The sequence below is a fragment of the Halomonas qaidamensis genome, from assembly GCF_025917315.1.
In the GTDB taxonomy this organism is placed as follows: domain Bacteria; phylum Pseudomonadota; class Gammaproteobacteria; order Pseudomonadales; family Halomonadaceae; genus Vreelandella; species Vreelandella qaidamensis.
In genome coordinates, this window is record NZ_CP080627.1 from 2,261,500 (window position 1) to 2,288,098 (window position 26,599).

General features: G+C 54.2%; 19 protein-coding genes. 12 read left to right on the forward strand and 7 right to left on the reverse strand.

All coding sequences use genetic code 11. From position 1 onward, the window contains the following. Positions 1–6: 6 nt before the first annotated feature. The 5 genes from K1Y77_RS10515 to atzF all read left to right on the forward strand — a co-directional run bounded on the left by K1Y77_RS10515 (position 7) and on the right by atzF (position 7,961). Positions 7–645: an urea amidolyase associated protein UAAP2 gene (locus tag K1Y77_RS10515; protein ID WP_030072177.1), complete on the forward strand. Its 639-nt coding sequence runs from the start codon at positions 7–9 to the stop codon at positions 643–645. A gap of 77 nt (positions 646–722) precedes the next feature. Then, entirely contained in the window at positions 723–4,340 is a 3,618-nt protein-coding gene (gene uca, locus K1Y77_RS10520) for an urea carboxylase (protein ID WP_264428348.1), read from the forward strand. After that, complete coding sequence (locus K1Y77_RS10525) at positions 4,337–5,416, forward strand: isopenicillin N synthase family dioxygenase (protein ID WP_264428350.1); 1,080 nt, start codon at positions 4,337–4,339, stop codon at positions 5,414–5,416. The genes uca and K1Y77_RS10525 overlap by 4 nt, the downstream gene beginning before the upstream one ends. Beyond that, entirely contained in the window at positions 5,413–6,144 is a 732-nt protein-coding gene (locus K1Y77_RS10530) for a hypothetical protein (protein WP_264428352.1), read from the forward strand. The genes K1Y77_RS10525 and K1Y77_RS10530 overlap by 4 nt, the downstream gene beginning before the upstream one ends. Next, positions 6,141–7,961 carry an allophanate hydrolase gene (atzF, locus tag K1Y77_RS10535; RefSeq protein ID WP_264428354.1) on the forward strand — a complete coding sequence of 607 codons (1,821 nt, stop codon included), beginning with the start codon at positions 6,141–6,143 and terminating at the stop codon, positions 7,959–7,961. The genes K1Y77_RS10530 and atzF overlap by 4 nt, the downstream gene beginning before the upstream one ends. A 46-nt stretch (positions 7,962–8,007) precedes the next feature. On the opposite strand, the gene K1Y77_RS10540 is transcribed toward atzF, so the two are convergent. From K1Y77_RS10540 to K1Y77_RS10550, 3 genes are read right to left on the reverse strand one after another with little or no spacing between them, the layout of a single operon-like run. Next, positions 8,008–9,171 (reverse strand): hypothetical protein, encoded by a 1,164-nt coding sequence (locus tag K1Y77_RS10540; RefSeq protein ID WP_264428356.1) that lies wholly within the window; start codon positions 9,169–9,171, stop codon positions 8,008–8,010. 34 nt (positions 9,172–9,205) lie between these two features. Beyond that, entirely contained in the window at positions 9,206–10,912 is a 1,707-nt protein-coding gene (leuA, locus tag K1Y77_RS10545; RefSeq protein ID WP_264428359.1) for a 2-isopropylmalate synthase, read from the reverse strand. Between the two features lie 16 nt (positions 10,913–10,928). Continuing rightward, positions 10,929–11,846 (reverse strand): ion transporter, encoded by a 918-nt coding sequence (locus K1Y77_RS10550; RefSeq protein WP_035536528.1) that lies wholly within the window; start codon positions 11,844–11,846, stop codon positions 10,929–10,931. 158 nt (positions 11,847–12,004) lie between these two features. Between K1Y77_RS10550 and K1Y77_RS10555 the strand changes: the two genes are divergently transcribed. The 7 genes from K1Y77_RS10555 (at position 12,005) to K1Y77_RS10585 (ending at position 18,825) form a co-directional block, all read left to right on the forward strand. Next, complete coding sequence (locus K1Y77_RS10555; protein ID WP_030072163.1) at positions 12,005–14,836, forward strand: monovalent cation/H+ antiporter subunit A; 2,832 nt, start codon at positions 12,005–12,007, stop codon at positions 14,834–14,836. Continuing rightward, the gene (locus K1Y77_RS10560) at positions 14,836–15,168 is read left to right on the forward strand and encodes a Na+/H+ antiporter subunit C (protein WP_030072161.1); all 333 of its coding nucleotides are present in this window, start codon (positions 14,836–14,838) and stop codon (positions 15,166–15,168) included. Before K1Y77_RS10555 ends, K1Y77_RS10560 begins: the two co-directional genes overlap by 1 nt. Beyond that, on the forward strand, positions 15,165–16,676 hold the full coding sequence (locus tag K1Y77_RS10565; protein ID WP_030072158.1) for a monovalent cation/H+ antiporter subunit D: 1,512 nt from the start codon (positions 15,165–15,167) through the stop codon (positions 16,674–16,676). The genes K1Y77_RS10560 and K1Y77_RS10565 overlap by 4 nt, the downstream gene beginning before the upstream one ends. Continuing rightward, complete coding sequence (locus K1Y77_RS10570) at positions 16,673–17,170, forward strand: Na+/H+ antiporter subunit E (RefSeq protein WP_030072156.1); 498 nt, start codon at positions 16,673–16,675, stop codon at positions 17,168–17,170. Before K1Y77_RS10565 ends, K1Y77_RS10570 begins: the two co-directional genes overlap by 4 nt. Beyond that, positions 17,164–17,433, forward strand: coding sequence for a K+/H+ antiporter subunit F (locus K1Y77_RS10575; protein ID WP_030072154.1), 270 nt, complete (start codon positions 17,164–17,166; stop codon positions 17,431–17,433). Before K1Y77_RS10570 ends, K1Y77_RS10575 begins: the two co-directional genes overlap by 7 nt. A 28-nt stretch (positions 17,434–17,461) precedes the next feature. Beyond that, a complete protein-coding gene (locus tag K1Y77_RS10580; RefSeq protein WP_030072152.1) occupies positions 17,462–17,848 on the forward strand; it encodes a Na+/H+ antiporter subunit G in 387 nt (128 codons plus the stop codon). Between the two features lie 143 nt (positions 17,849–17,991). Further along, a complete protein-coding gene (locus K1Y77_RS10585) occupies positions 17,992–18,825 on the forward strand; it encodes a DUF6694 family lipoprotein (protein ID WP_030072150.1) in 834 nt (277 codons plus the stop codon). A gap of 44 nt (positions 18,826–18,869) precedes the next feature. Here K1Y77_RS10585 and serB read toward each other — a convergent pair whose 3' ends face one another. The 4 genes from serB to parE form a co-directional block, all read right to left on the reverse strand. Next, the gene (gene serB / locus K1Y77_RS10590; protein ID WP_264018056.1) at positions 18,870–20,075 is read right to left on the reverse strand and encodes a phosphoserine phosphatase SerB; all 1,206 of its coding nucleotides are present in this window, start codon (positions 20,073–20,075) and stop codon (positions 18,870–18,872) included. Positions 20,076–20,078: 3 nt separating this feature from the next. Further along, positions 20,079–22,334 (reverse strand): DNA topoisomerase IV subunit A, encoded by a 2,256-nt coding sequence (gene parC / locus K1Y77_RS10595; RefSeq protein ID WP_232222367.1) that lies wholly within the window; start codon positions 22,332–22,334, stop codon positions 20,079–20,081. A gap of 74 nt (positions 22,335–22,408) precedes the next feature. After that, positions 22,409–24,376, reverse strand: coding sequence for a methyl-accepting chemotaxis protein (locus tag K1Y77_RS10600; RefSeq protein ID WP_264018054.1), 1,968 nt, complete (start codon positions 24,374–24,376; stop codon positions 22,409–22,411). A 175-nt stretch (positions 24,377–24,551) separates the two neighbouring features. Beyond that, on the reverse strand, positions 24,552–26,447 hold the full coding sequence (parE, locus tag K1Y77_RS10605; RefSeq protein WP_030072143.1) for a DNA topoisomerase IV subunit B: 1,896 nt from the start codon (positions 26,445–26,447) through the stop codon (positions 24,552–24,554). Positions 26,448–26,599: the final 152 nt, after the last annotated feature.

The following is a 26,599-nucleotide window of genomic DNA, read 5'->3' on the forward strand; positions in this document are numbered from 1 at the left end:
CGCCCAATGATTATTGAAAGCACTCTGCGCCCCGAAAACGCCTTAACCCGCACCACGGTCAACGCAGGCGACCATTACATTGGTACCGTGAAGCGCGGCCAAACCCTGCGCATTCTCGACCTAGAAGGCAACCAGGCCGCCGACACGCTATTTTTTAGCGCTGAAGATACCAGCGAGCGCTATAGCGCCATGGACACCGTGCGCGAACAGGGCGCGGTCTACCTCACCGCCGGCACCACACTCATGTCGAGCGAAGGGCGAGGCATGCTAACCATTACCGCCGACACCTGCGGTCGCCACGACACCTTAGGCGGCGCCTGCGCCAGCGAAAGCAATACCGTGCGCTACGATCTGGAAAAACGCCACATGCACTCCTGCCGAGACAACTGGATGCAGGCCATTGCCAACTTTCCAGAATACGGCCTGACCAAGCGGGACATCACTCACAACATCAACTTTTTTATGAACGTGCCCGTTACCGCTGACGGCAAACTGACCTTTGAAGATGGTATCTCCGCCCCAGGCAAATACGTTGAGATGGTCGCTGAGATGGATGTCATTGTGCTGGTCTCCAACTGCCCCCAGCTCAACAACCCCTGCAACGGCTACAACCCCACGCCCATTGAGCTGTTGGTTTGGCAGTAAGCGACTCGCCCTAGGGACGACCCTAGATGGCCAAACAACCTGCGGGACGACCCGCCCTTGTTTGCAGGCAACCTCACATGTTTAGCAAAGTACTTATTGCCAATCGCGGTGCTATTGCCGCACGCATTTTACGCACGCTAAAAGCACTGAATGTTGGCAGCGTGGTGGTTTATGCCGATGCCGACCGCGACGCCCCCTACGTCCACCAGGCCGATGAAGCCTATTCGCTTGGCGCGGGCCCGGCTTGCGACACCTATCTCGACATCGACAAGCTGATCGCCATTGCCAAGCAAAGCGGTGCCCAAGCGGTGCATCCCGGCTATGGCTTTCTGTCTGAAAACACGCGTTTTATTACCGCCTGCGACGCCGCTGGGCTAATCTTTTTAGGCCCTACCGCGGAGCAGATTGAGCAGTTCGGTTTAAAGCACCAAGCCCGCGCCATTGCCAAGCAGGCTGGAGTACCGTTGGTACCCGGCTCAGCGCTGCTCTCAAGCATTGACGACGCCCTTAGCAACGCCGAGCAAATTGGCTATCCTGTGATGCTCAAATCCACCGCAGGCGGTGGTGGTATTGGTATGCAGATATGCCAAACCCCCGCCGAACTTGAGCGCGCCTTTGATTCGGTAAAAGGCCTGAGCGAGCGTAACTTTGGCGACGGTGGCGTGTTTCTCGAAGCCTATATTGCTAGTGCCCGCCATCTGGAAGTACAGCTCTTCGGTGATGGCAACGGCAGCGTAGTGGCAATTGGCGAGCGGGACTGCTCTACCCAGCGCCGCCACCAAAAGGTACTGGAAGAGTGCCCTGCGCCTAACTTGCCAGAAACAGTGCGCAGCGCACTACACGCTACCGCCGTCACGTTGGGTAAGGCAGTTAATTATCGCAGTGCCGGCACCGTTGAGTTTATCTACGACACCCAGCGCCAGGCCTTCTATTTTCTAGAAGTGAACACCCGGCTCCAAGTGGAACACGGCGTGACAGAGATGGTGTATGGCATTGATATTGTTGAATGGATGGTGCGCCTAGGGGCAGATCAACTTCATCCGCTTGCCACGCTGACCCAGCAGCTCACGCCTCACGGTCACGCGGTACAGGCGCGCTTATACGCCGAAGACCCTGCCCATGATTTTCGCCCCAGCGCCGGGCTGCTCACCGAGGTGAACTTTCCGCACGCAGAGGGCTTGCGTATCGACCACGCCTTGGAAGCTGGGCTGGAAATCTCTGCGCTCTTTGACCCCATGCTGGCCAAAGTGATTGTTCATGGCTCAAGTCGCCAGGCGGCTATCGACCAGTTAGCCGGTACGCTGGACAACGCCAGCGTTTACGGCATTACCACCAACCGAACTTGGCTTGCCCATGTACTGCGCGCCGAGCGTTTTCAGCGTGCTGACCTGGACACCCACTGGCTGACAACCCTTGATTGGGCACCGCCAGCCATTGAAGTTATCGCCCCCGGCACGTTAACCACTCTTCAGGATTTCCCCGGTCGACAGGGTCATTGGGATGTCGGCGTTCCGCCCTCTGGCCCCTTCGACGACTGGTCGTTTCGGCTTGGCAACCGCCTGCTGGATAACCCAGTCGAAGCCGCCGGGCTTGAAATCACCCTGACCGGCCCGACGCTGCGCTTTCATCGTGCCAGCCAAATTGTGCTAACGGGTGCCCAAATGCCCGCCACGCTGGATGGTCAAACGGTCGCCTTCTGGCAAGTGCTAGATATCGCCGCCGGTTCTACCCTGACACTAGGCAAAGCCACTACGGGCACCCGCACTTACCTGCTGGTACGTGGCGGCATTCAGTGCCCCCACTACCTGGGCTCGCGCAGCACCTTCACCCTGGGCCAGTTTGGCGGCCACGGCGGGCGCGCTTTGCGCAGCGGCGACATGCTCGACCTGCCACCGCTTGATCCCACATCGGCGGTTAAGCTGGAAGAGGCGCTAATTCCCACCTTCGGCGATCAAGACGGCGGTAAGACATGGCAGGTAGCCGTACTTTACGGCCCCCACGGCGCGCCGGACTTTTTCACCGATAACGATGTTGAGCGCTTTTTTGATCACCACTGGGAGGTTCACTATAACTCCAGCCGCACAGGCGTACGGCTGATCGGCCCCCGTCCCGAGTGGGCCAGAGCCGACGGTGGCGAGGCGGGCTTACACCCCTCTAATATTCATGACAACGCTTACGCCTTTGGCGCCATCGACTTTACCGGCGATATGCCGGTCATTCTTGGCCCTGACGGCCCCTCCTTAGGCGGCTTTGTTTGCCCAGCGACGGTAATCCGCGCCGAACGCTGGAAGTTAGGCCAGCTCAGCGCGGGTGACAAAGTACGCTTTGTGCCAGTAAGCCTTGCCACGGCGCGCGCACTCGAAGATCGCCAGCTCGCCGAGCTTGAAGCACTTGCTGCTCAGCCAAACCAACCGTGCATTGATGAAGAGCGCGACAGCCCCGTTTTGCGCGACGTGCCCGCCGAACAGGCCGGTGAACGGATTGTTTACCGCCGTGCTGGGGATGACTTCCTGCTTATCGAGTTTGGCGCGATGGAACTGGATATCGCGCTGCGCTTTCGTGTCCATGCCTGGATGCTGTGGCTGCAGGAGCACTCACTTCCCGGCCTACGGGAATTAACCCCTGGTATCCGTTCGCTGCAAGTGCATTACGAGCCGCGTGAGCTGAGCCTTGATGAGTTGCTCGCCCACCTGCTCACCGCAGAGCAGGCCCTCGTCGACGTGGAGTCACTGGAAGTTGCCTCTCGGGTGGTGCATTTACCCCTCTCCTGGGATGACCCCGCCTGCCAGGAAGCCATCGATAAATACCAGCGCAGCGTGCGCCCGGACGCCCCCTGGTGCCCCAGCAACCTGGACTTTATTCGCCGCATTAACGCCCTGGAAAGTGAACAGGCCGTGCGCGATATCGTTTTCAATGCCCGCTACCTAGTGATGGGCTTGGGCGACGTGTATCTGGGAGCCCCCGTCGCCACACCGCTGGATCCTCGCCAGCGTCTTGTGACTACCAAATACAACCCCGCCCGCACCTGGACAGCAGAAAACTCTGTTGGCATTGGCGGCGCGTATTTATGTGTTTATGGCATGGAAGGCCCTGGTGGCTACCAGTTTGTCGGCCGCACGCTGCAGATGTGGAACCGCTACCGCACAACAGCACACTTTGAAAATCCTTGGCTTCTGCGCTTTTTTGACCAGCTGCGTTTTTATGAGGTCAGCCACGACGAGCTTGAACAAATCCGCCGCGACTTTCCCCACGGGCGTTTTGAGCTATCAGTTGAAACGACTCACTTCCGTTTAGCGGATTACCAAGCCGATATCGACAAAAACGCCGCTGACATTGAGGCTTTTCGCAGCAAACGCGAAGCCGCTTTCCAGGCAGAGATGGCCGATTGGCGCGCCAATGGGCAGTTCACCTTTGAAGACCAAACACCGCAAAGTGCCGAGGTAACCGCGTTAAATGATAACGAGCTAGGCATAGAAAGCCCTGTCACCGGTAGCCTGTGGAAACTGCTTATCCAAGAGGGTGAGCAGGTCAGTGCTGGCCAAGCAGTGGCCCTGGTAGAATCTATGAAGATGGAAGTGGAGATCACCTCTCACTGTGCAGGCCGAGTGGTTAGGCTACCGCTAAGCGAAGGCGCTTCTGTTGCGCCTGGGCAGCCGCTGGTAGTGCTCACTGATAGCGAGGAGGCAAGCTCATGAGCCCGCTTCCCGCCGATCCGCGCCTAGCCGACTTCCAAACCATTCCCGTGATCGATATTGACCCTTTACTGCATGGCAATACCGCCGCGCGTCGAGCCGTTGCCAACGCCCTTGGCCGCGCTGCGCGCGAGGTAGGCTTCTTTCAAATGGTTGGGCACGGTATTGATGATTCGCTGCGTCATGGGCTGATCACACAAGCCAAGCGCTTCTTTGCCCAGTCAACAGACGCCAAGATGCAGCGCTATATAGGCCATTATCATCACCATCGTGGCTATGTACCACCCGGTGAAGAGTCTCCTGACCCCACAAAACCCGACATGAAAGAAGCGTTTGACCTCGCCTTTGAGTTACCCGCAAACGATCCCGACGTTGTGGCTGGCACCCCACTCCTTGGCCCTAATCCCTGGCCAGCGCTTGACGGTTTCCGAGCGCCAGTGGCCGCCTATTACGATGCCGTCTACCAGGTGGGCCGCGCACTAATGGGCGGCTTTGCCCTGGCATTAGGGCTGGAAGAGCAGCAGCTGCTGCGCCATGTCACCAAACCGCCCAGCCAGCTGCGCCTGATTCACTACCCTTACAACCCTGATGCACAAGACGCCCAAGGCATTGGCGCGCATACCGATTACGAGTGCTTCACTCTGTTGCTACCCACGGCGCCAGGGCTGGAAGTGATGAACGGTGCTGGGGAGTGGATCGACGTGCCGTTTCGCGAGGATGCCTTAGTGGTGAATATTGGCGATATGCTGGAAATATGGAGCAATGGAGAGTTTGTGGCAACGTCCCACCGGGTGCGCAAGGTAAAAGAAGAACGCTACTCGTTTCCGCTGTTTTTCGCCTGCGATTACCATACTGAGGTCGCGCCGCTACCTGCATTAGTCAAGCGCCATGGCCAGGCTAACTATGCGTCGCTAAAAGCAGGCGACCACCTTTACGCGCAAACCATCCAAACTTTCCGCTACCTGCGTGAGCGTCTAGCGAAAGGCGACATCACACTCCCAGAGGGCGCTCGTGAAGTCGGTAGCCTAGGCCAGCACGGCAAGCACAAAGAGCAGCAAAACGAGGTGCCAAAGCGATGAGCGCTCTACTACCAGCAGTTGCCAATCGCTATCGAGGCGTTTGGCAGCGAACGCTATATGCCGAGCCTGCCATGTCGCCCTACCAACAGGCCGATACTATCTCACGGGTTTTCTGGCTGCAGGGCCAGTACTGGCATGCCGACCTGCGCTTACCGGCAACGCTACCTGATTTTTCGGGCATCACGTGCTTAACCTCATGCGACCACGCCCAGCTTGAATGGCTAGCAAGCCTTAGCGCTTTTGCAGGCATTACCCAGATTGAAGGCGAACTGTGTACGTGGCACCGCTATCAGGACCTTTGCCCTGGCTTAGAGCGGGATGTGGGCCTACTGCGCTGGATTGACGATGACACGCTGGAAGAGAGCCATCCTACCGGGCGCTATGTGGAGCACTGGCAACGGCTTACTCGCGACATCCCCAAGGAGACAGTGCGCACCGACGAACGGGGGCAACTTTGCTGGCTGCAGCTTGGCGACTACGCCATGGCGATTACTCCACGCCCTGCAAACATACGTGCAGATACCTTGTTTACGCCTTTAAACCGCTTAGCTGATGAGACTCTGCGCTGGCGCGCTAGCCTGTGTTTTGACTTCTTACAGCGCACCCAGGCGGGTTGGCAAGTTGTGCTTTCTACGCAGCCTTGGCGAGAAGGTTGGAAATATGACAACGGTATCAACCTACCCCACCCTTCGCGCGTCATACAAGCCTCATTAAGGAACCCACAATGACACTTCCGATTTCACTCGATATTGCTAGCCTACACACCGCCTATCGCAGCGGTGAATTAACGCCGTCTGACCTAATCGATCAATTACTGGCAGCGGCTGACGCCTATGGCCACGATGCGGCTTGGATTACCCGTTTAACCCGTGAACAGTTAGCACCTTACCTGCAGCGCCTAGAAGGCGAATCACCTGAGTCATTGCCGCTATACGGCATCCCTTTTGCGATTAAAGACAACATTGATCTTGCGGATATACCGACAACAGCAGGCAGCCCAGCATTTGCCTATACGCCATCAGAAAGTGCGTTTGTGGTACAGCAGTTAATCGCTGCAGGCGCTATCCCCATGGGCAAAACTAACTTAGATCAGTTTGCGACTGGCTTAGTGGGCGAGCGGGCGCTGGAGGTTTATGGCACGCCCGCTAATGCCTTTGATCCCACCTTGGTGCCGGGTGGTTCCAGCAGCGGCTCGGCAGTGGTGACGGCGGCGGGCATGGTCAGCTTTGCACTGGGCACCGACACGGCCGGTTCTGGACGGGTGCCCGCCTGCTTCCACAACCTTTATGGTGTTAAACCCAGCCTCGGGCTGCTTAGCACCCGCGGCGTCGTGCCCGCCTGCGCCACTCTGGATACGATCAGCCTATTTACGCTTACCGCCGACGATGCGGCCAACGTGCTCGGCATTACCGCCGCTTATGATGATCAGTGCGCCTGGTCAAAACGCGTTGACTTTGCCATTCACGGTAAGCGTTATGGCAAAGCACCGGCAGCGTTCCGCTTTGGCGTGCCGCTAGAAGCGCAGTGGCAAACCGATGCTGCGTATACCCAGGGTATGCACCTAGCAATTGCAGAGTTGGAAGCTATTGGCGGTGAAAAAGTCGAGCTAGACTGTTCACCCTTATTGGCAGCAGCGCGCTTACTTTACGAAGGACCTTGGGTCGCTGAGCGCTATCATGTGATTCGTGAGCTGATGCAGAGCCACCCCAATGCCGTGCATCCCGTCACCTTCCAAATCACCCAGGGGGGAGCAACACCGCTGGCGGTGGATGCGTTTGATGCGCGCTATCAGCTTGCTGAGTACAAACGCCAAGCCGACGCGTTAATCCGCCACGTGGATGTCATGCTTTCCCCCACGACCGTCACGCACCCTAGCAAAGCAGAGGTAGCGGCAGACCCCATTGGCGTAAACTCGCGCCTGGGCACCTGGACCAACTTTATGAACTTGCTCGACTACAGCGCACTTGCCGTGCCCGTCGGCTTTAGTGAGCGCGGCCTACCCATTGGCGTCACCCTGTTTGGTCCAGCATTGGCTGATTTGGAGTTACTCTCCCTTGCTCGCGCCCTTGAACAGCGCCTTATGCTGCCGTTAGGCGCCACCGACCACCCGCATCCGCCATTAGCAGAGCTCTCCATCGCCGCCCAAGATGGCAGCATGGAACTGGTGGTATGCGGTGCACACCTGCAGGGCTTAGCGCTTAACCACCAGTTGACCCAGCGGGGCGGCACCTTGGTCAGCGTCACCCACAGCGCACCGCGCTATAAACTGTTTGCACTGGCGGGAGGGGCCCCTAAACGCCCTGCAATGCTACGTGATGACAATGGCCAAGCCATTGAAGTGGAGGTTTGGCGCCTGCCTATCGAAACCCTCGGTAGCTTCTTGGCAGGTATTCCCGCCCCGCTCGGCTTAGGTCAGGTAGAACTTGCCGACGGCAGCTGGAAATGCGGCTTTATCTGCACCGCAGGCGCGCTCAATGAAGGCGGAGAAGCAGAGGAGATCACTCAGTTTGGCGGCTGGCGGGGGTGGTTGGCGAGCCAAGCATAACGCTGACTAGCAGGTTCATGCAGGCACATGGTGCCAACGGGCCTGCTTAACCCCGAGCCTTCGTATGCCCCTTGCGCTTGGCAAGTGAACGGTTAGCCGCCTTAATACACAGCCGCGCCAGTGGCACCACTAGCCATAGCAGCGGTGTAAGTAACCAGCGGTAACAAAAGCGCGCGATGATCAACACTGGCAATAGCACGATCAACCAAATCACAAACTGGCCAAGCCATACCGGCCAGCCTAGCCATGTCGCTAGGTTGGCACCTAGCGCACTGACCAAACTTGGGTGGCGAACGACCACATAGGCAGTCGTAGCCACCGCCACCACTTTCGCCATTCGCGGCAGCGTAGCGAAGCGTCCGCCCGCAGCCACCATTCCGTGACGCACACCAGTGCGAGCACCCTGTGCTTCAAGGCTACCCAACCGAGTACTACGAGCCGCTTTGCCCGCACGTAGCACCTTCACTGTGCTAGCCATCACCAAGAGATCAACTCCGGCCCAAGCAACAGCGCTTGCGCCAATGTCGTCACCGCGCCGCCATTGGCTTTCAAGGTCACGTAGGCCACCGGTGAAAAAATCCCCAACCCCTGCGATTAGGCGTTCGCCCTGTAACCACTCAACATCGCCTTGCTCACTGACCACAAACTGGTTCAGCAGTGCATGGCCGTTAGACGCTAATAGCGCAACTCCCATTTGACCTCGTCGATAGGGCGTCAATTGTGCTATCGCTTTCTCTATGTCCGTTTCATTGGCCTGGCCTTCGTTCACACTCGCTGATCCTGAATCGTCATCGTCCCACCAACGACTGACCTGCTGATAACGCTCACCTAGCCAATGCTGAGCGCGAAGCGTAGCAATATCGTGATCACGGAAGTAAACCACAGGCAAGATTGCATCCGCGCCGAAGCGTACTAGCACCTCCTGAAACTGAGGAGAGTCTCCGTAGTCGACTAAGGCGCTGCGCGCACTATCGCCGTATCGTAAAATTGCCAGCGAGGCACTCATCCAAAGCGCTTGGTCAGCAGCGTAGCTGAGAAAAAGCGCATTGATGTCAGGCGACTCCTGCTCCAGCGTAGACGCAAGTGCTGGCAGCGCCTTCTGTGCTTCCAGACGCACCAGTCGGGAATCAAACGGTTCATGAGAAGCCGCAGCCGACAGCAGCCCTGCGATGACTATTGCGGTAAACGCTATGAGCTGCCAAGGCCGCATTTTCACCTACTCCAGCGAGCTGGTTATTGTTGGATTAACCCAACGTATCCGCTGTTACGTTCGCCGCTACAGGCTGAGTAGAGTAGTGGCGATTAATTGCACTAAGCACCCCTTTCATCGACGCACTGGTGATGCTCTCGTCGGTACCCACGCCAAACACCGCTTTGCCATCAATGCGCACTTCGACATAGGCAATTGCTTCAGCATCCGCGCCTTGGCCACGGGAATGCTCGTGGTAGTCAATAATTTCCACATCATGGCCGCTGACGACCAACGCTTTCACGAAGGCAGCTAGGGGGCCGTTGCCTTCACCGGACACCGTTTCTCGATTACCACTGTTTTCTAACACGGCTTCTAGCGCTACTTTAGGGCTATCCGGCTCAGAAGAGAGGCGATGACTAATCAGCGCCAGCGGAGAATGCTGTTCAAGATACTCATCGGCAAACGCTTGATAGATCATTTGCGAGGTAATTTCACGCCCAGTGCGGTCGGCCACTTCCTGTACCACTTGGCTAAACTCGATAGAGAGCCTGCGCGGTAGCTCAATGCCGTGCTCTTGTTCCAGCAGATAGGAAATACCGCCTTTGCCTGACTGGCTGTTAACGCGAATCACCGCTTCATAACTGCGCCCCACATCCAGCGGGTCGATCGGCAGATATGGCACATCCCAAAGCGCTTCAGGATGGGCGCGACGGTCTGCCATACCTTTTTTGATGGCATCCTGGTGCGAGCCAGAGAACGCGGTAAATACTAGATCGCCCACGTAAGGGTGGCGTGGATGAACGGGTAACTGGTTACAGTACTCCACCTCGCGCATGACCGGCGTGATGTTAGAAAAGTCGAGGTTCGGGTGAACACCTTGGGTGTACATGTTCATGGCCAGCGTGACGATATCCACGTTGCCAGTGCGCTCGCCGTTACCAAACAGCGTGCCTTCGACCCGATCAGCCCCGGCCATCAACGTTAGCTCTGCTGCCGCAACGCCTGTTCCCCTATCATTATGGGGATGAACACTGACAATTAACGTGTCGCGTTTTTTAACATGGCGGCAGAACCACTCAATTTGGTCGGCGTAGTTATTCGGTGTGGCGACTTCGACGGTGGCCGGTAAATTAACGATCATCCGGTTATCAACGCTAGGCCCAAACGTGTCCATCACCGCTTCGACAATCTCTACCGCAAAGTCCATTTCGGTAGTGGTAAACAGCTCCGGCGAGTACTGGAAGGTCCAATTAGTGTTTGGGTTGGCGGCCATCAAATCGCGGATTTGTGCTGTGGCATCCACCGCGATCTGAACACACTCCGTTTTATCCACATTAAACACGATGCGACGAAACATCGGGTCGGTGGCGTTATAGACGTGGACAATAGCGTTTTTAGCGCCTTCAAGCGCTTCAAAAGTGCGCTCAATCAAGTGTGGGCGCGCCTGAGTCAGCACCTGAATGGTCACATCGTCAGGGATTTTATCCTGCTCTATTAACGCACGGACAAAGTCAAAGTCGGTTTGCGACGCTGATGGAAAACCAACCTCAATCTCTTTAAACCCCGTCTTCAGCAACAGATCAAACAAGCGCTGTTTACGCTCTTGATCCATCGGGTCAATTAACGACTGGTTGCCATCACGCAGGTCAACGCTGCACCAAATGGGTGGCGTTTCAATACGCTGGCTTGGCCACTGGCGATCGGGCAGGTCAACGGCCACAAAAGGACGGTATTTTTTAGAGGGGTCAGATAGCATCATGGCAGCGCTCCTTTCGTTACTCTGTTCTAGGTAAGCCGGTTCTAGGTAAGCCGGTTTTAGGCAACCCTGTTTCAGATAGGTCGGCTTGGTCGTTTAGCGTCGTTGGGGCGCCTTTTTGAACCATCGCAGCTTCCATACGATCAAGTTGAGCTTTTAACGTATGCACGTCGCTTCGAAGTGCTTGCAGTTGGGCAGAGTCACCTTCACCGCTATCTAAATCCAGCTGGGCACTCTCTTTTTGCATGACGTCCAACACAATACCAATCATCATATTGAGAAAAATAAATGCATTAAGAAAAATGAAGGTTAAGAAATAGATCCACGCATAGGGATAAACTTCCATGGTGGGGTAAAGCACAGCGGTGGCCCAGCTCTCAAATGTCGCTACTTGAAACAGTGTCAACATGGCGAGGGCAATATTACCCCAAAGGCTTTCATCAACATTGTGGAACAGGAAGCTACCAATAGCGCCGTAGATGTAAAAGATAATAAACATCAACAGTACAACATAGCCCATCCTGGGGATGGACTTCACCAAAGCCACCAGCAGCATTTGCAGCTCAGGAATCATCGACACCAAGCGCAAGACGCGGAAAATCCTCAGTAAACGTGCCAGCAGCACCATCTCCGAGTCGTCCATCGGTATCAGGCTAGCGGTCACGATCAGGAAATCAAACACATTCCAGCCTTTCTTAAAAAAGCTGACTAAGTTGCGCTCGGCTGCCATTCTGATCAAAATCTCAATCAGAAAGAACACCGTAACGGCAATATCTAGATAAAGCAGCCACTGCTCTATTCGAGAGGTTTCCTCATAGGTTTTCGCACCGATCACTAGTGCAGAAACCACAATGATTGATATTACTACCCCTTCAAAAAGCTTGTTGCTACGCAATTTTTCGAAGCGGGCTTGCCAGGTATTGAATGGTTCACTCATGGAACAAGGAGTCTCTGAACGGTTAACGGCAACACTTTATACTAAAACCACACACTTACTATACAAGTGATATCCTGTTGTTTCACTTGATGTATCTCCGTCACTCAGGTGCCTATTGCGACCTTGGTGTTTTATGATTTTTTGCGCTGGATAAGCCCATGACACTGCTGTGGATAGCTTTACTGCCTTTGCTAGGCGTAGTGGTACCGGCATTAAGTGCCAAACGCGGCCGCACTTTGTGCTCGCTAGCAACAAGCATACTGCCTGCGGTTGCCCTACTGCTTACATTGCTGCAAATCCCCACCCTGTTAGAAGGTGAAATGCTGCGTTTTAACGCGGCATGGATGCCCGAATTAGGCCTAGAGCTGGCATTTCGTTTAGATGGCCTGTCGCTGCTCTTTAACCTGCTGATTCTTGGCATTGGCCTTCTAATTCTATTGTATGCACATTTTTACCTAGCCAAAGATGAACCGTTTGGACGCTTTTATGCGTTTCTCATGCTGTTTATGGCATCGATGGTCGGTATTTCGATGTCAGACAACCTTATTTTACTCTGGTTGTTCTGGGAACTAACCAGTCTTTCCTCTTTTTTATTGATTGGCTTTTGGTCTTACCGGAGCGATGCCCGTAAAGGTGCCCGCATGGCACTTACCGTTACCGGTGCCGGTGGTTTGGCACTGTTAGCGGGGTTATTGCTATTGGGCGATATGGCAGGCAGCTACCGGATGGATGACGTACTTAGCAGCGGTACTGCAATCGTCGCTGACCCACGCTATCCGATAATGCTTGGTCTGGTTCTACTCGGTGCATTTACCAAATCAGCCCAATTCCCCTTCCAATTTTGGCTACCTCATGCCATGGCAGCCCCAACACCCGTCTCTGCTTACCTACACTCTGCCACCATGGTAAAGGCGGGTATTTTCCTAATGGCGCGTTTGCATCCCGCCATTGCGGGCAGCGAACTTTGGAGCGTGGTGGTACCGCTAGTAGGGACTATTACACTGCTTTATGGGGCCTGGTTTGCGTTATTTAAGACCGACCTAAAAGGGATTTTAGCGTTTTCAACCGTGAGTCACTTGGGTTTAATTACCGTACTGCTCGGTATCGGCAGCCCAATGGCAGTGCTAGCAGCTCTGTTTCATATTTTGAATCATGCCACTTTCAAAGCTGCTCTGTTTATGAGTGCAGGAATTATCGATCACGAAACGGGCACTCGAGAACTCAAGCAATTAGGTGGCTTGAAAAAAGCCATGCCGGTTACCGCGCTGCTGACTACCCTGGCCGCTGCTGCCATGGCTGGCGTTCCCCTCTTTAACGGTTTTCTTTCTAAAGAGATGTTCTTTACCGAAACGCTAGCTACCCCGGTACTGGGAGGTCTTAGCTGGTTACTTCCTGCGCTAGCAGCGTTAGGTGGCATTCTTTCGGTAGCCTATTCTGTGCGTTTGGTGCATGCGGTATTTTATAAACCCGCCAAAGAATCAACGCCTAAAGCACCACACGAGCCACCACACTTAATGCGCCTACCCGTGGAAATTCTGGTGGTTCTGTGCGTTTTAGTCGGACTATTTCCCGCCTTTTTTGCTACCGGTATTTTACAGTTAGCGTCCCAGGCTGTGCTGGGAGAACCACTTGATTTCCATTTAGCTATTTGGCATGGCGTCAACCTACCTTTAATCATGAGTGGGCTGGCCTTTATTGTGGGCATTGCGCTGTATTGGCGCCACGCCGATCTACGCCGTTTCATGCAGCCATTTGCTAGTGTCGATGCCCGCCGCGTATTTGAGCGTTTTATCGTCACCCTTAGCTACCGTGCCGAGCAACTGATCACCAAGTTTGAAGGCAACTCGCTTCAGCGCTATATGGGTTGGTTACTTTTCGCGGCGTTACTGATGGGCGTAATCGGTTTGGCAAGTACTGGCAATTTAACTGGTGCTAAAGGCAATCAGCCAATTGATGGCATCGTCTTGCTGGGTGCGGGTATGCTAATTTTTGGGGGTATAGCAACCGCTGCTACGCATCGCTATCGGTTAATCTCATTACTAATGTTATCTGTTGTAGGCCTATTCGTTGCTCTCACCTTTGCACGCTTTTCGGCCCCAGACCTAGCACTGACGCAGCTATCGGTAGAAGTTGTCACCATGATTCTGCTGATGCTAGCGCTATTTTTCTTGCCCCAAAAAACACCGCGTGAGTCGAGCCCCAAGCGCAATGTACGAGATATGCTGCTGGCAGGGGCGCTGGGCTTGGTGGTGGCTAGCCTTAACTATGCGGTGATGACACGTGAAACGCTGTCGATTTCTGAGTTCTTCGTTGAAAACAGCAAACCTGGCGGCGGCGGGTACAACGTCGTCAACGTGATATTAGTCGACTTCCGTGGCTTCGATACGCTCGGTGAAATCACGGTGCTAGCCATTGCAGGCTTAGCAATCTTTAAACTGCTAAACCGGCTACGCTTATTCATCCCTCACAGCGATGGCGAAGGTCGCGTTTGGTCGCCTGATCGCTATCCGGCTATTTTAACGTCGATCTCAATGACCTTACTGCCGCTGGCGTTGCTGGTTTCTGCGTTTATCTTTTTACGCGGCCATAATCAACCTGGTGGTGGTTTTATTGCCGGTTTGATTACCGCTGTCGCGCTGATTTTGCTGTATATGGCGCGCGGTGTGGAGTGGGCGCAAGAGCGGCTTAACTTCCCCTTCCAACCGGTAGCCGTCGTGGGGGTAGCCATTGCAACGCTCACCGGGCTGGGCAGCTGGCTGTTGGGCTACCCGTTCTTAACGTCATCATTCGGTTATTTCACGCTGCCACTGATTGGCACCTTCGAGCTGGCCACCGCTTTGCTATTTGATCTTGGTGTTTATCTCGCCGTTGTAGGTGCAACACTGATGATCCTGGCCAACCTGGGTAAAGTTACTACTCCCCATCGGCCTGTCACAGACCCCAAAACAACGGACGACTCCACAACGTCCAACGATAAGGAGTCCTATTAATGGAAATGCTCTATGCCATTACAACGGGCATATTAACCGCCTGCGGACTCTATCTAACCTTGCGGGGACGTACCTTCCCCGTTGTCGTCGGTCTAACGCTGCTCTCTTATGCGGTCAATCTGTTTTTGTTTTCGATGGGAGGCTTAACCACTGATGGGGCTGCCCTGGTAAATGAAAATGCGAACGTTGCTGACCCATTACCCCAAGCACTGGTATTGACAGCGATTGTGATTGGCTTTGCGATGACCGCCTTTGTGGTCATTCTAGCCATGCGCGCACGCAGCGAAGTAGGTAATGACCATGTTGATGGCAAAAAGGAAGACCGCGAATGATTCAGCATCTAATTGTTTTGCCTGTGGTGCTACCGTTAGTTGCGGGCATCTTATTGCTTTACCAACGCCAAGGGTTAGTACGCTATAAGCGCGCCGTCAGCGTTGTTGCCTCGGTACTCTTATTATTTGTCTCAATTGCCTTAGTCAATCAAGCGGCGAGTGGTGAGATCACTTACTACGCGCTGGGTGATTGGCAGCCACCGTTTGGAGTGGTGCTGGTGCTTGATCGCTTGTCAGCATTGATGGTGCTAGTAACCGCTATTCTAGCGGTCGGCGCGGTCATTTTTGCCTGCGGCGGTGATGATGAAAAAGGCAGTAACTTTCATGGCCTATTTCAATGGCAACTGCTCGGTATTAACGGCGCCTTTCTAACTGGCGACTTGTTTAACCTCTTCGTCTTTTTCGAAGTATTGCTTCTTGCCTCTTATGCATTACTGCTGCATGGCGGAGGTAAAGCACGTATACAAGCTAGCGTGCACTATGTCGTGCTTAATTTAGCGGGATCGTCCCTATTTCTAATTGCGGTGGGTGTTCTTTACGGTGCAACAGGCACGCTAAATATGGCCGACATGGCGCATAAGCTGACCAGCCTGCCCGCTGAGCGCGAAGGTTTAGTCACCGCTGGGGCGTTAATGCTGTTAGTGGTTTTTGGTTTAAAAGCCGCTATTTTACCTCTCTACTTCTGGCTGCCCCGCGCTTATGCCGCCGCGCCAGCCCCTGTGGCTGCGCTATTTGCTATCATGACGAAAGTGGGCATCTACGCTATTTTACGTGTCTATTCACTGATATTTAGCGATCAAGCGGGAAGTTTAGTCGCATTAGAGCAGCCCTGGATATGGTGGTTAGCCTTAGCAACCTTAGCGGCAGCTGGCGTTGGCGTTATGGCCGCCCGTGATCTTCGTCTGCTAATAGCGTACTTGGTGCTTATTTCAGTAGGCACGTTACTGGCCGGAATTGGCATGCGCACTCCAGCGGCGACATCTGCACTGCTTTATTATCTTATTCATACGACGTTAATTACTGGCGGGCTCTTTTTGCTGGCAGAAATGATTGGCCTGCAGCGAGGCAAACCCGGCACACGTATCGTGAAAGGCCGCCCGTTAGTACAAGGAAATGCACTTGCGATTACCTTTTTTATCGGTGCCATTGCGGTGGCAGGCTTACCGCCATTATCTGGTGCCTTAGGAAAAGCATTGATGCTTAACGCCGCAGAAGGCGGAGAGCGTTTGTGGCTTTGGCCACTGCTACTATTGACCAGTCTTGCCTCGCTGATTGCGCTTTCTCGTGCGGGTTCTACGCTATTTTGGCGCAGCCATCGAGGTAGCCCAAGCGGCAGCACTCTCTCCCGCTATCAGTGGGTTGGCATGCTGTGGTTACTCAGTGCGGCACCGCTAATGGTTGTCTTTGCAGGTCCAGTGAGTAGCTACACTCAAGCCACAGGAGAGCAGCTAGCCAACCCACAGCTATTAATTAATACGCTTCTGCCTGATGCTGGAGACGCCCAATGATTGCCCCTCGCACTTGGCTTCCTACGCCAGTATTGTCACTGCTGCTGCTATTGGTATGGCTATTACTCGTGCGTAGCTTTGCGTTTGGCCAGATTGTGTTAGGCGGCGCGCTGGCCATCCTTATTCCGTTGTTAACCCATCGTTTTTGGGATGCACGCCCGCGTATTGGCAAGCCTCTTAAACTACTGCGTTTTGCGCTTCGCGTACTGGGCGATATCGTTATTGCCAACTTTGAAGTTGCGTATTTGATCGCTAATCCGTGGCGTAAACTTAAGCCCCACTTTATTGAATACCCGCTGATGCTTGAAGAGCGCTTCACAATTACGCTGCTCGCCAGCACCATTAGCCTGACGCCGGGCACTGTATCAGCCAATTTGCGCATGGACGGAAAGTCACTGCTTATTCATGCGCTAAATGTGGACGATGAGGACGCGCTAATCGAACAAATACGCGCGCGTTATGAGCGTCCGCTGAAGGAGATATACGAATGCTGAGCATTGCACTCGCGATTACCTTGACGCTGGTAGTGATGGCATTATTGATGAATCTTTATCGCTTAACTATTGGCCCAGACCTACCAGACCGTGTGCTGGCGCTTGACACGATGTATGTCAATTCGATTGCGCTCATTGTGCTACTAGGACTGTGGCTCAACAGCAAGACGTACTTTGAATCTGCGCTGTTAATTGCCATGCTCGGTTTCATCAGCACAGTGGCCGTATGCAAATACATTTTGCGCGGAGATATTATCGAATGAGCCGTGTAATCGTTAAGGAGATGCGCCAATGTCATTCTTAGTTGAAGCGCTAATTTCACTGCTGCTAGTGGCAGGCGGCATTTTCGTCTTTATTGGCTCACTAGGCCTTGCCCACCTAAGAGATTTTTACATGCGCTTGCATGGCCCTACCAAGGCCACCACGCTGGGCATAGGCTGCATGCTTGTTGCTTCAATGGGCTACTTTTGGAGCGTCGATGGCAAACCGGATGTTCAAGAACTACTGATTACGCTGTTTTTATTCATCACTGCGCCAGTTAGTGCCCACTTGCTTGCCAAAACGGGCCTACATATGCAGCTCAAGCACGCTGATAAAACCCAAGGAAAACCAGTAGAACTGCGTTCAGAAGAAGTCGGTGAAAAGCCGGTACCCCACCCTGATAAAGGGCATGGCTGAAAGAGTGAAGCAACACCGTTTAATCGTTAAGCGCTGGCCAAAACGCCAGCGCTTGTTATATGTCACAGGCGCGAGACAGTAGTGAGGAGCGCCACTTTCCGGTAAGCTCCTTGCGTTTTGTTAGCCTGTTTTGAGGTAATTCTATGTGGAGCCTGCTTAGATTGTCGGCACTGTCATTAACCACGTTGATGATAGCGGGTTGCTCAGACCCCAAAATAGACACCAGCTCAATGCCAGCCGCCGTTGTTTCCGTTGAGAAAGTGCGTGATTCTCTCCCTACCTACAAGCGCGATGAGTTTGATCAAGCCTTGACGATCATAGCCATGTCATCGTTCAGCGGCATCGATTTACTCAATGCACGTCGTATGAATGCCGCAGAAGTGGCCGAATCAGCAAATGCCTATATGCACGGCCTGACAGGGGATGAGATTATTGAGCGCGCCGACAGAATGCTGCGCGAACGTCGCGCCCGCGAACGAGAGCAGGCACTGCAAACGCTTGATCGTCTAGAAAATAAGCAGGCGAATGCAACATATGACCAGCAACAACGCGCACAGGTACGTCTTGAAAATGCTGATTACTACATTAGTACTAGCCCCTACGGTGCCTTTGAACCTGTCATTGACCTTCAGGTAACCAATAATTCTGATCAGGTGATTTCAGAACTATTGTTACATGGTGTCCTAACCAGTCCGGACCGCGAAACACCCTGGGTCGATGAAACGTTTTATTATGTGATTGCTGATGGTTTAGCGCCCGGCGAGACTGACCAATGGAGCCTTGCTCCCAACCGTTTCGGTCCCTGGGGAAATAACCAAATTCCTCGCGACACAAAACTTACCTTAACACTACAAGGGGTAAATGACGTGCAAGGTAATCCGCTGTGGAATTCACCACCGCTCAGCGAAAACGAAACTGCTAAGCTAGAAGCGCTACGCGCTGAATATGGTGGTGTGAACACGCATACAGACAACTAGCCAAAGGCGGTGCTAATGACCGCCTGTTCGCTCGACAGCGCGCGTCAGTCGATTAGATCTGCTTCGCGATAGCCAATCAAATACAGCACCGCATCAATCCCCAACGTTGAAATTGCTTGGCGGGCCTGGGCACGAACCACCGGCTTAGCACGAAACGCGATACCTAGCCCTGCTTTCGCCAGCATCTTCAGATCGTTAGCGCCATCGCCGACGGCAATGGTCTGCTCTAAAGTAAAGCCTTCCCGTAGCGCAATTTGCTCCAAAAGATCGGCTTTACGCTGGGCATCAACAATCGGCTCTTTGACTTCGCCAGTCACCTTGCCATTTTCGATCACCAGCTCATTGGCATGGATTTCATCAAAGCCAAGCTTATCCTGAAGATGACGGGCGAAGTAGGTAAACCCTCCTGAGAGGATCACGGTGCGGTAACCAAACCGCTTTAAGTTCGCCATTAGCCGTTCAACGCCATCCATTAGCGGCAGCTCAGCGGCGATCTCCTTCAAGACGGCTTCGTCTAAACCGGCTAACTTACTCATACGCTCGCGGAAGCTCTCTTGAAAATCCAGCTCGCCACGCATTGCTCGTTCGGTTACGTCGGCGACTTCATCGCCTACGCCATGACGACGTGCCAGCTCATCAATTACCTCGGTTTTAATCAAGGTCGAGTCCATATCAAAACACACTAAGCGACGGTGCCGACGCCAGATAGTGTCTTCTTGAATAGCAATATCGACTCCATGCTGAGCGCCCAGTGCTAGGGCCTTTTCGCGCAAGGCCTCTAGCTCCGCATCGCTACCCCTAAGCCAACACTCAACACAAGCACCGTTAGCTGGCGCATCTCCTTCAAGCGCTTCACGGCCTGAAAGGCGATGGATCAGCTCAACGGTTAGACCAAACTCAGCCGTTAGCGCGCCTACTTCAGCTAATATACCAGCAGGCAATTTAGGAGCTAGTAGGCTTAAAATCAGCCTTGGTTGGCTGGCTTGTTCGCTCCAGCGCTGGTAATCCTCACCACTCACCGCAATTGCCTGTACGTCTAACCCTAATGTATCCCCCGCTTCGCTTAGAGCGGCTTCCAAAGCACTGTCGTGATTAAGCCCCACCAACATTTCCAACGAGAGCATGCCAAACGTCACGCTTTGATTTATATCCAACAGACGAGCGCCCCCTGCCGCCAGTGCCTTACCCAGGCCAGCCAGCTGTCCTGGGCGCGCAACACCGGTCGCACGAATCAGATAACGCGTTGCCATGACTTACTCCCCTGCTTCTAAACGGTCGACTTTTTGGAAACCACGCGGCAATTTGCTGCCTCGTCTACCGCGCTCACCACGATAATACGCGAGATCGTCGGCTTTCAGGGTTAGCTTACGCTTACCGGCATGAATAATAAGCTCACTCTTATCTGCCACGATGGCAATGTCACGCACAAACTCTTCACGCCGAGCCGCACGCGGGCCGGGGATATCGAGCATTTTGTTGCCTTTCCCTTTAGCCATTTCAGGCAGCTGGTCTAACGGAAACAGCAGCAACCTACCTTCGTTGGACACCGATGCTACCCACAGGCCTTCACCTTCCGGCACTTCCACAGGGGCCATCACGCTGCAGCCTTTCGGTACGCTGAGTACCGCTTTACCGGCTTTGTTTTTACCAGTCAGAGCGCCAAGCTGGGCTACAAACCCATAGCCACCGTCGCTGGCCAGTACAAACCGTTTGGTGGGCGGTGCCAGCATTAACCCCGCCATTCGTGCACCTGCCGCCACATTGACCCGCCCAGTGACGGGCTCACCTTGGCCTCGGGCGCTGGGCAAATTATGCGCCGCTAGGGTATAGGCGCGGCCGGTGTCATCTAGTAGCACTAAGGGTTGATTGGTTTTACCGCGCGCCGCTAGCTGGAAGCTATCGCCTGCTTTATAAGAAAGCCCTTCAGGGTCAATATCGTGGCCTTTTGCTGCACGAATCCAGCCTTTGTCAGAGAGCACCACGGTAATCGGATCGGCGCCTAGCAGCTCAACTTCAGAGAGGGCCTTGGATTCTTCACGCTCGACCAGCGGCGAACGACGCGCATCACCATGCTCTTTACCCGCCGCGCGGATCTCTTTTTCAATCAGTGTGGTCAGCTTGGCTTCACTGCCTAGCAACCCTTGTAGCGACTTACGCTCTTTCTCAAGCTCATCCTGCTCACCACGGATTTTCATCTCTTCCAGCTTGGCAAGATGACGCAGCCGCAGCTCTAGAATTGCTTCAGCTTGTCGTTCAGAAAGACCAAAAGCAGCAATCAGCGCCGACTTTGGCTCATCCTCTTCACGAATAATACGGATCACTTCGTCGAGGTTGAGATAAGCCGTTAGCAGCCCTTCTAAAATGTGCAGTCGGTCTTCGACCTTGCCTAAGCGGTGCTCTAAACGACGACGTACCGTGGCACGTCGAAAACGCAGCCATTCACTCAGCATATCGGCTAGTGGCATCACACGGGGGCGGCCATCTAGGCCGATCACGTTCATGTTTACCCGCACGTTCTTTTCCAGATCCGTGGTGGCAAACAGGTGCGCCATTAGCGATTCAACATCCACACGATTTGAACGCGGCTCAATCACTAAGCGAGTCGGCTCTTCGTGGGTGGACTCATCGCGCAAGTCAGCAACCATCGGCAGCTTTTTGGCCTGCATTTGCGCGGCGATTTGCTCTAACACTTTGGCACCGCTGACCTGATAAGGCACGGCGGTAATCACGATATTGGCGTCTTCACGTACATAGCGGGCGCGTAGTTTGACCGAGCCACGTCCAGACTCATAAAGCTTACGCAGGTCTGCTTTGGGCGTGATGATTTCCGCATCGGTGGGGAAGTCTGGCGCGGGTACGAACTCCATCAGGTCGACGGTAGTCGCTTCGGGGTTGCGCAGCAGATGGCAGGTGGCTTCGACCACCTCCGTCACGTTGTGCGGCGGAATATCGGTTGCCATGCCGACCGCAATGCCAGTGCCGCCGTTGAGCAGCACGTGAGGCAGACGCGCAGGCAGCACCACTGGCTCTTGCATTGTGCCGTCGAAGTTCGGCGTCCAATCCACGTTGCCCTGGCCCAGCTCGCTAAGCAGCACTTCCGCAAACTTAGAAAGCTTGGCCTCGGTGTAGCGCATGGCAGCAAAGGATTTGGGGTCATCAGGGCTACCCCAGTTACCTTGCCCGTCTACTAGCGGATAGCGATAGCTAAACGACTGGGCCATGAGCACCATCGCTTCATAGCAAGCACCATCGCCATGGGGGTGAAACTTACCCAGCACATCACCCACGGTACGCGCTGATTTTTTGTACTTAGCATTGGCGTGCAGCGCCAATTCACGCATGGCATAAATAATCCGCCGCTGCACAGGTTTCATGCCATCGCCAATATTGGGCAAAGCACGGTCTAAAATGACGTACATCGAGTAGTCGAGGTACGCTTTTTCGGTGTAATCGCGCAGGGACAGCCGTTCGACGTCACCCTCTGCTACCTGAATATCCATGTCGATCATATCCTACCTTAACAACAAAACCGCCCCAGTCGGGGCGGCTGATAAGCGGACACACGGCCACTTAGCATGGCACGCTATGTTAATTGATACCTTTCATGCGACGCATCCGACAGTGCAGGAGCCTGCGATACCGCCTGCGCACCGCCGTGAAACTCATCTAGCAAGCCTTTTAAACGCTGGGCCTGTAACGACAGTTCATTAGCAGCCCCTGCGGCCTGGCTGACTAAGCCTGCATTCTGCTGGGTCACCGTATCCATCTGCGTTACCGCTCGGTTAATCTCGTCAATGCCGTTGGTTTGTTCGCTGGAAGCTTGGCTGATCTCGCTAATGCGTGCTGTTACTTCCTCAATGGCGACGACAATCTCTTTCATAGCGGATTCAGCCTCTTGAGCATAACCGCTGCCCGTCGCGATCTGCTCAGACGTGGTTTTGATCAGCCCATTAATATTCCTGGCCGATGCAGCACTGCGCGAGGCAAGCTCACGTACTTCACTGGCAACAACCGCAAAGCCTCTCCCGTGCTCACCCGCACGCGCTGCTTCTACCGAGGCATTCAGCGCTAATATGTTGGTTTGAAATGCAATATTTTCGATTACTTGAACAATTGAAGCGACTTCAACCGAGCTTTCGTTGATTGCTTCCATAGATTGCGCCAGCCTCGATACCTGCTGGCCGCCGCGTTTTACTTTATCCGCTGATTCTTTTGCCCGCAGGTCGGCCTCTTGAGCATTGTCAGCGTTACGCTTCACCGTAGCCGCCATCTCTTCCATCGTTGATGACGTTTCCTGAAGAGAAGCCGCCTGTTGTTCTGTTCGGCTAGAAAGCTCCGTATTGCCTGCCGCTATTTCAGTGGATTCGCTGGCAATGGCATCGGCCACACTCCGCACGTCACCAAATAGCCGCTGTAGCTTCTCCGAGTATCGATTAACAGCACGGCGCAGTTCACCAATCTCATCCTCACGATAGATCGTTAGCTCTCGACTCGAGTTATCCTGACCCAGCTGATCGATTTGACGCGTGGTACTGCGTATTTGCGCTAGCAAAATACGACCACCCCACCAGCCAAGCCCCAGCAACAGAGCCAGCAAAGGGACGATAAATAGCAGCAGGTCACGTGTTAACGTGCGCGCCAAAGCCGTGACTTGCTCGCTAGGCGTTACTAACCCAAGCGTCCACCCTGTACGTGGCATGTCAAACAAGCGCACTTCAGCAGGCTCTGCTAACACGCCTGCGCTTTCGATACTCGCTTGTTCCCGGCCAGCAGTTATCGCCGTAACAACAGGCTGAAGCCAGGGCATATCACGGACAACGTCAGCTAAACCTTTCATTTCATCAGAGGCTTGCTCTACTCCAGGTAGGTCAATGACATTGCGCTCATTATCCAACACAAAGGCGTAACCGCCTGTACCACCGCCATTTTCCGCAAGAAACTCGGCCACGCCGCCTAGCTGCATATCAATGGTGGCTACACCTGAAAAAGCGCCATCGATATAATACGGAACACTACAGGTCACCATGGCGACCCCTGTCGCTGGGTCGCGGTACGCGGCAGACCAAACGCACTGTCCTGGCGTCGCATCGCGAGCACTGCTATACCATGCTTCGTCGTGGTATGGAGCAATAGTGCTTGCGTTGTAATCATCCAGAAACTCCAACGCTCCCTGAGCATTACGTGCCCAGAAAAAGCTGAAGCGCTCGACACCCGGCGAAAATGCGCCTGGCTCAGGCCAAATACCGCCTCCGGCAATTGTCATATTGCCATTATCATCGACCACATTGGGCAGTGCTTGCTGGTAAATCGCTTCATCTTGAGGAAGCGACTCGGCCAACGCCGCTAAGCTCGAGGTATTCCCCTCGACACGAGCCAACTGGCCATTCAGCGCATTCACGATAGAGCCGCCCGTACGCTCAATCAGTGACTGACTTGCATCGATCACTAACGGCTGGCCACGCCATGCCATCACGCCGTAAATACTGACAGCCATTAGTAGTGTTAACACCACTGCAGACAACGTTAACTGCCGAGAGATTGTGTTGAACAAAGCTATTCCCCTGTCTATGAGCGTTTTTTACGCGTCTTAGTATGTAATAAGCTACCTAATTCAACTATCGGCCAAATAGCATGGCACTGTAATAATGCCTGTTAACGTCTGCCTGACAAGTTGGCTTCACGCCTCTGGTCGTTACAATGAGGCTGATGACCTCTCTATGGGGTAACTACACGTCTACATCAGCAAGATTGCCGTAATCTTCCAGCCACTTTTTGCGGTCACCGGCGCGTTTTTTGGCTAGCAGCATATCCATCATTTCCATGGTGCCGTCGCCCTCTTCCAGGGTTAGCTGAACCAAGCGGCGGGTTTCCACAGCCATGGTAGTTTCACGCAGCTGTAGCGGGCTCATTTCGCCCAGACCCTTAAAGCGCTGAACGTTAGGTGTGCCGCGCTTTTTCGCCAGCTGTTTGAGAATCGCAGCTTTTTCGCTCTCATCCAGGGCGTAGTGCACTTCTTTACCTAAATCGATTCGGTAAAGCGGCGGCATGGCTACGAACACGTGCCCGGCATCCACCAAGCTGGGGAAATGCCTGACAAACAAGGCGCACAGCAGCGTCGCAATATGCAAACCGTCAGAGTCAGCATCCGCTAGAATGCAGACTTTGTGGTAACGCAGCTTTTCAAGGTCTGCACTGCCAGGGTCCGCGCCAATCGCCACGGCGATATCATGCACTTCCTGAGAGCCGTAAATATCGTGGGTCTCGACTTCCCAAGTGTTGAGGATCTTTCCACGCAGCGGAAGAATGGCCTGGGTTTCGCGATTACGCGCCTGCTTAGCACTGCCGCCTGCCGAATCGCCTTCCACTAAAAACAGCTCGCTTAGCGCAGGGTCTTGGCCGGAGCAATCCGCTAATTTACCAGGCAGCGCGGGGCCGGAAGTGACCTTTTTACGGGCAACTTTTTTAGACTTTTTTTGACGCTGCTGGGCAGCGCTGATCACCAGTTCCGCCAGCCGTTCAGCCTGTTCGATGTGATGGTTCAGCCACAGCGAAAAGGCGTCTTTCAACACGCCGGAGACAAAGCCCGCAATGGTGCGCGACGACAAACGCTCTTTGGTCTGCCCGGCAAACTGGGGGTCAAGCATCTTAACCGAGAGCACAAAAGAGGCTCGCTCCCATAAATCATCGGCAGTTAATTTAACGCCACGGGGCAGCAAACTGCGGTATTCACAGAACTCCCGCAATGCGTCTAACAGCCCTGAACGAAAGCCGTTCACATGGGTGCCACCCTGGGGCGTGGGAATCAGGTTTACGTAGCTTTCCAACAGCGTTTCGCCACCTTCAGGTAACCACTGGATCGCCCAGTCAACGCCATGTTCGTCATCGCTAAAATGGCCCACAAAGGGCTCATTGGGTACCACCTCATAGCCATCGGTGGCTTCAGCCAGGTAGTCCCGCAGGCCGTCGGCATAGGCCCATTCGGTTTTTGTGCCGTCGGGTTCTACCAGGGTCACCTTTAACCCAGGGCACAGTACCGCTTTGGCGCGTAGCAAATGTTTTAACTTAGAGAGCGCCAGCTTCGGGCTGTCGAAATAGCTTTCATCTGGCCAGAAGCGCACCAACGTGCCGGTTGCTTTCTTGGCCGCTTTGCCAATTTCATGCAGCTCTTCAACTTTTTCACCAAACTCGAACGCCATCGCGTGGCGCGCACCATTGCGGGTAACTTCAACGTCTAGGCGGCGTGATAAAGCGTTCACCACCGACACGCCAACCCCGTGCAGACCGCCTGAGAAACGGTAGCTAGAGGAAGAAAACTTCCCCCCTGAGTGCAGTTTGGTAAAAATCAATTCGACACCCGACACCCCGTACTCAGGGTGCAGGTCGATAGGCATGCCGCGGCCATTGTCCTGAACTTCAATGGCCCCGTCGTTGTGCAACACCACGCTAATCGCCGTGGCGTGCCCCGCAAGGGCCTCATCAACACTGTTGTCAATGACCTCTTGAGCGAGGTGATTAGGCCGCGAAGTATCGGTGTACATACCGGGACGCTTACGCACCGGCTCGAGCCCTGACAGGACTTCGATGGAACTCGCGCCGTACTGGGAGGCATCAAACTGGGTCATGTAACGTCGGTCCCTGAAAAATAGCGCTAACAGCCGCGCAGAATATTGAACCGAGCCATCGCATTGCAACGGCCCGTGGGCGGCTTACAAAAGAACACAGGATAGCGGAAAAGCAAAAAGCTGTATATCCAGCCATGACAATCAGAATAAGG